The organism is Hymenobacter lapidiphilus (assembly GCF_003417065.2).
GTDB lineage: Bacteria > Bacteroidota > Bacteroidia > Cytophagales > Hymenobacteraceae > Hymenobacter.
The window spans coordinates 1-6,439 of record NZ_QVLT01000059.1; the positions used below are offsets into that span (position 1 = coordinate 1).

The following is a 6,439-nucleotide window of genomic DNA, read 5'->3' on the forward strand; positions in this document are numbered from 1 at the left end:
ACTACGTTGGATAGCGGCCCGTATTGCCGAAGTTGTGCGGGCGCTGCCGTGGAGTATTTGTCCCATAAGTGCGTGCGAAATTCCAGCCCGGAAAATACACCATCTCTCCCTGGGACTATACACCTAGGCCCCCCTCCCCACCGGATGTCGCGACTTGAGCGAGTGTGGGGTTAGGTGATGGGGTTAATATATGGCAGCGCCGCAACCGAACAACCCGTCCGAAATCGGACACAATTCCTGGACTCGTAAATACTTTATTTGCCGGTAATCAACTGTAAAATAGATATATATAAACTTGGCCCGTTGCTTGGCTACTCTTCTGTAACTCCCTGCGTCCCCTGTTCGGAACCGGACAGCTCACCCTTTCAACTTCCGCCTTATGACCAACCTATTCACCTCGGCCGCCGACTCACCCCAGCCCGCAATTACCCCGGTAACTGGCTCCGGCCGGGCCGTGCTCCAGCTCACCGGCATCGAGAAAGTGTACCAGACCCGCACCATCGAAACGGTAGCCCTTAACCACGTCAACCTCACCATTAACCAGGGCGAATTTGTGTCGGTAATGGGCCCCTCGGGGTGCGGTAAATCGACGCTGCTCAGCATTATGGGTCTGCTCGACGAGCCCACCAGCGGCACGCTCGAACTCGATGGCCGGGCCGTACAGAGCTACTCCGACAAAGAACTGGCCCGACTGCGCAACCACAAAATCGGCTTCGTTTTCCAGAGCTACCACCTGATAAACGACCTCTCGGTGCTCGACAACGTGGAGCTGCCGCTGCTGTACCGGGCCGGGGTGGGCAGCAAGGAACGCCGCCAGCGGGCCTACGCGGCCCTCGAAAAAGTGGGCCTGGGGGCGCGCACTGGCCACTTCCCGAGCCAGCTTTCGGGTGGGCAGCGCCAGCGCGTAGCCATTGCCCGGGCGTTGGCCGGGGAGCCCGAAATTATTCTGGCCGACGAGCCCACCGGCAACCTCGACTCGGTGATGGGCGAGGAAATCATGGACCTGCTGCTGACCCTCAACCGCGAGCAGGGCACCACCATCGTCATGGTTACCCACGACGAGCAGCAGGCCCTGAAAACCCAGCGCCTCATCCGCTTTTTCGATGGAAGCCAGGTGAGTTGAAGGAAATTGAAAATAAAAAGTGAAAAACTAAAAATCTACTTCGATCAAGTTCTCATTTCTTAACGAAGCTTAAAATATATTATACGTGCGTAAACCATTGATTTTTCACTTTTAATTTTTAATTAAAAGATGTTTCTCTCCTACCTCAGAATAGCTTGGAAAGTATTACTCCGGCGCAAGTTCTTCACGCTAATCAGTCTGGTGGGCATCAGCTTTACGCTGATGATTCTGCTGGTGGGCGTGGCGCTGTACGACCGGGCGGCGGGAGCCTACGCGCCCGAGCAGCACCCCGACCGGCTGATGTTTGGAAGCTACATGCAGCTGACAATGCCGGGCAACGGTGAAATGAAAATGCGGCCTAGCTATTGGCTGATCAACCAGCATTTGCGGAAGCTGGGGCCGGGTATGCAAGTGGGCATCAGCGCCGAGGTGCAGGCGGTGGCCGCCTATGTGGGCGGACGCAAGCTGGCGCTGGCCCTCAAACCCACCGACGGCGGTTTCTGGCGGGTGCTGCAGTTCCGCTTCCTGGCCGGCCGGCCCTACTCCGAGCAGCAGGCCCGCAGTGGCGAGGCCGTGGCCGTCATCAGTGCCCGCACGGCCCGGCAGTATTTCGGGCCCGGCCGGCCGGCGGTGGGGCAGGTACTGGAAGCCAACGAGAAGCGCTACCGGGTGGTGGGCGTGGTGGCAGATGTGCCCACCATGCGTTTTCATGCCTACGCCGACCTCTGGACGCCCTACGAACCAAGCGCGCTGGAACGCCAGCCGGAGGTGCCTTTTGGGGAAAGCGAGCTGCTGCTGCTGGCCCCTTCGGCGGCGGCCGTGCCGGATATGCGGGCCGCGTTGCGCCGGGCCGTGGCCGCCATTCCGATGGATGATGACAGCCACATTGCCCTGCTGCCCAACACGCTGGGCGAGTCGGTGGCCGAGCGGCTGCTGGCGCGCTACAACTGGACGAGCAAGCCCGTGCAGCTGTTCCGGGCGCTAAGCGGGGGGGCGGTGGCGCTGCTGCTGCTGTTGCCGGCCCTCAACCTGATTAGCATGAACGTGAGCCGGATGCGGGAGCGAGCCTCCGAAATTGGCATCCGCAAGGCCTTTGGCGCCACGGCCGGTACGCTGGCCGGGCAGTTCCTGGTCGAAACCGTGGTCCTGACGCTGCTCGGCGGCCTGCTGGGCCTGCTGCTGGCTACGGCGCTGCTGCGCGGACTGAGTGGCAGCTACCTGGCTGCCTACGGTCATTTCCAGCCGAACCTGGTGGTATTTGGCTGGGCGCTGGCGGCTACGCTGGTCTTTGGCTTGCTGTCGGGCGCGTACCCGGCCTGGCGAATGGCGCGGCTGTCGGCCGTGGAAGCCCTTAAACACGCCCGCGTATGATTCGGCATCTTCTCAAGCTTATCTGGCGCCGAAAAGCAGCCAACGGCCTGCTCGCACTGGAGCTGCTGCTCACGTTTCTGGTGCTCTTCGGTTTGGGCTGCCTGGTGGCCGTGGTGGGCCTGGCCTTCCGCCAGCCGCCCGGCTTCGCTTACGAGCAGGTCTGGACGCTACGCCTGGCCACCAACAACGATACGCTACCCCAGGAACCCACGCTGCTGCGGCTGCAACGGCAGCTCGGGCAGCAGCCGGGGGAGGAGGCAGTCAGCCTGGCCATGTACAGTACCCCGTTCAGCGAGTACACAATGAACAGCACTGCCACCGTAGCCGGCCAGCCGCCGCTGGTAGTTACAGAGGTAGAAACCGACGACCAGTTTGCAGCGCTGCTGGAAATGTCGGTGTCGGAAGGCCGCTGGTTCGACCGCCGCGACGAGGCGGCCGGGGTGCCACCGGTCATCATCAACCAAGAAATGCGGGAGGCTATTTTCGCCGGCCGGCCCGCGTTGGGTCAGCGCATCAAGCTGCAACACGCCCTGAACGAGAACGAGAAGGCGGAGGGCCGGGTAGTGGGCGTGGTGGGCTCGTACCGCCCGGGCGGCGACCTGGCCCCGCCCCAGCCGGTGGTTTTCCGCCGCCGGGTACCGCCGCCCGAGGGTACGCGCATGTTTGCCTACACGCTGCTGGTGAAGGTGAAGCCCGGCGCCGGCGCCGCCCTGGAGCAGCAGCTGGTGCGCACGGTAACGGCCGTTACCAAAACCTGGACGGTGAGTGCCACCCCGCTGGCCGACAGCCGCGCTCTGGCCCTGCAAACCAGCCTGGCCCCGCTGCTGGCCGTGGGCATCGTGAGTGCTTTTCTACTGCTGAATGTGGCGCTGGGGCTGTTCGGGATGCTGTGGCAGGCCATCAGCCAACGCCGCGACGAGATAGGATTGCGCCGGGCCCTGGGCGCGACAGCCGCCGACATCGGCCGGCAGTTCGTGGGCGAAACGCTGGTGCTCACGACGCTGGCGCTGCTGCCGGGGCTGTTCATTGCGGCCCAGTTTCCGCTGCTGGGCGTGCTGGGCGTGAGCACCCACGTGTATTTGCTGGGGATGCTGCTGGCGCTGGTGGTGCTGTACGCCTTCACGCTGCTCTGCACGCTGCAGCCCAGTTGGCTGGCCGCCCGCATTCAGCCCGCTGTGGCCCTGCGCGAGGAATGAGATTGAATTAAAAATTAAAAGTAAAAAATTTAAAATTTACGCTAATCAGATTTATAGTCTTTAACGAAATGAAAAATATATCTTCTGTGATACGATTTTTATTTTTTCACTTTTAATTTTTAACTGAAAAAAATGTTCCTTTCCTACCTCAAAATAGCCTGGAAGGTGCTGCTGCGGCGCAAGTTCTTCACCTTCATTAGTTTGTTCGGTATCTCGTTTACGCTGATGATTTTGCTGGTGGTGTACGCTATGGCCGATGGCACCGCGGGACCGGGGACGCCCGAGCGGCGCACCGACCGACTGCTGTTCGTCACGCGAATGGTGTTGGAATACCGCGACGGAGGGACCAGCAACTCAGCGCTGGGCTACGCTTTTCTGGACAAGTACGCGCGGACGCTGAAGACGCCGGCCAAGGTGTCAATTAGCGAGCAAACTACTACTACGCTGCCCGCTTACGTGGGCAACCAGACGCTCAAACTCGACCTCAAGCGTACCGACGACGTGTTCTGGCAGGTGCTGGACTTCGACTTTCTGGAGGGACGGCCCTTTAACAAGCAGGAGCAACGCGACGCGGCGCTGGTAGCGGTTATCAATGAAAACACAGCCCGCCGCTACTTTGGGGCTGCCCGGGGCGTGGTGGGGCGGGTGCTGGAGCTGGATGCTGTGCGCTACCGGGTAGTGGGCGTGGTGCGCGACGTGCCGCTTTCGCGCATTCAGACCTACGCCGAGGTGTGGACCCCGTTGAGCACTACGACTGCCAACCTGCGCGACCCCGATTATCTGGGCGGCTACATGGCCATTCTGCTGGCCCGCTCGCCGGCTGATATAGACGCGGTGAAGGCCGAGTATCAGCAGGTGATTGACCGGGTGCCGCTGCCCGACCCCAAGGAGTTTAAAAAAATCTATTCGCGGGCGCACACGCTATTTGCCTCGCTGCTGGCACACGGCAGCGGCGACACCTCGCCCGACGGGGCCAGCGGGCTGTTTACGCGCATCGCGGCGGCGCTGGCGCTGCTGTTTATGCTGCTGCCGGCCCTCAACCTGGTGAACGTGAACGTGAGCCGGACCCTGGAGCGGGCCTCTGAAATAGGGGTGCGCAAGGCCTTCGGGGCCACCACCGGGGCATTGATGCGGCAGTTCCTGCTCGAAAACATCTTCCTGACCCTGCTGGGGGGCCTGCTGGGCCTGGCGCTGGCGGCGGGGGCGCTGGCCTTCATCAACAGCACCCATTTGATTCCTTACGCCCAGTTCGCGCTCAATGGCCGGGTGTTTCTGGTGGCGCTGGGGCTGGCGTTGGTCTTTGGAATGCTGTCGGGGGTGTACCCGGCTTACAAAATGTCGAAACTACAGGCTGCCCAGGTCTTGAAAGGAGAAACTGCTTTATGATGCGCCACCTGATTACGCTGATGTGGAACCGCCGCCGGGCCAATGGCCTGCTGCTGGCCGAAATATTCCTGGCCTTCGTGGTGCTGTTTATCGTGGGCAGCGTGGGCCTCTACAACTACCGCAACTACCGGGCGCCGCTGGGCTTCGCCTACGAAACCGTGTGGCAAATCAACCTCGACGCCGGTACCCAGCCCCGACCCGAGCAGTACGCTACGCTGCAAACCATTCTGCGCCAGCTGCGGGCCATGCCGGGCGTCGTGGGCGTGGCACGAACTTCTTCCAACACGCCCTTCAGCTTCAGCACTAATAACATCTACCTGGAAACCGAGCAGAACGGCGTGAAGCGAACCGTGGAGCCGGTGGACATTTACTACGCCAGCCCGGAGCTGCGCGGGGTGATGGGCCTGGAGCTGCGGGCGGGCCGCTGGTTCGACCGCCGCGACGAGGCCGCGACCCGCCCGCCGGTCGTCATCAACGAGCAGCTGCGCGACGAGCTGTTTGGTCCCGGCGGGTTGGCCGTGGGCAAGCGCATCGGCAACAAAGACCGTGAGTGGCAGGTGGTGGGCGTAGGCAGCTCCTACCGGGCCGGCGGCGAGCTGAGCGAGCCCCGGCCGGGCATGTTTGTGTACGTTAGCTCCGAGGACACGAGCCGCGCCGCCAGCCGGCTGCTATTGGCGGTGAAGCCCGGCAGCGGTGCGGAGCTGGAAAAGAAGCTCAGCGCCGATATCCGGAGCGCCGGCCCCACCTGGACCAGCAACATTACAACGCTACCCGACCAGCGGCAGACGCAACTGAAATCGGGCCTGGTGCTGCCCGTGCTGCTGGGCGTGGTGTGCCTGTTTCTGCTTATCAATGTGGGCCTGGGCTTGTTTGGGGTGCTGTGGCTGAATATCAGCCGGCGGCGGGGAGAGATTGGCGTGCGCCGGGCCATGGGCGCAACGGCCGGCGGCATTAGCGGGCAGGTGCTGGGCGAAATCCTGGTCATTACTACCTTCGGGCTGCTGCTGGGGCTGCTGGTGGCGGTGCAGTTTCCGCTGCTGGGCGTGCAAAACGTGCGGCCCGACATCTACTTCACGGCCATGCTGCTGGCGGCTGGGGCGCTGTACCTGCTGGCGACAGTCTGCGCGCTGTACCCGAGCCGGCTGGCGGCCGGCATTCAGCCCGCCGTGGCGCTGCGCGAGGAGTGAGGCTGATTTCCAACGCTGCTGCTAGCTTTTAAAATCTCTAATAAGGTGTTCTGTTTGCCAGAAATAGAAAAGGAAGCTGTTTACAAAGTCAACAGAACGTCATGCTGAGCTTGTCAAGCATCTCTACCGCTTCGGAGCGGTCGTTCAACGAAGCGGTAGAGATGCTTCGACAAGCT

General features: G+C 61.9%; 5 protein-coding genes. All 5 read left to right on the forward strand.

Features of this window, described 5'->3' with window-relative positions; translation table 11 throughout:
* The first annotated feature begins 454 nt into the window (after nt 1–454).
* A complete protein-coding gene (locus D0N36_RS19100) occupies nt 455–1,123 on the forward strand; it encodes an ABC transporter ATP-binding protein (protein ID WP_116943413.1) in 669 nt (222 codons plus the stop codon).
* 129 nt (nt 1,124–1,252) lie between these two features.
* Nucleotides 1,253–2,494, forward strand: coding sequence for an ABC transporter permease (locus tag D0N36_RS19105; protein ID WP_116943409.1), 1,242 nt, complete (start codon nt 1,253–1,255; stop codon nt 2,492–2,494).
* Nucleotides 2,491–3,690 (forward strand): FtsX-like permease family protein, encoded by a 1,200-nt coding sequence (locus D0N36_RS19110; RefSeq protein WP_116943410.1) that lies wholly within the window; start codon nt 2,491–2,493, stop codon nt 3,688–3,690. The genes D0N36_RS19105 and D0N36_RS19110 overlap by 4 nt, the downstream gene beginning before the upstream one ends.
* Nucleotides 3,691–3,822: 132 nt before the next feature.
* The gene (locus D0N36_RS19115) at nt 3,823–5,076 is read left to right on the forward strand and encodes an ABC transporter permease (protein WP_116943411.1); all 1,254 of its coding nucleotides are present in this window, start codon (nt 3,823–3,825) and stop codon (nt 5,074–5,076) included.
* Nucleotides 5,073–6,263, forward strand: coding sequence for an ABC transporter permease (locus D0N36_RS19120; RefSeq protein ID WP_116943412.1), 1,191 nt, complete (start codon nt 5,073–5,075; stop codon nt 6,261–6,263). Before D0N36_RS19115 ends, D0N36_RS19120 begins: the two co-directional genes overlap by 4 nt.
* The last annotated feature ends 176 nt before the right edge of the window (nt 6,264–6,439 follow it).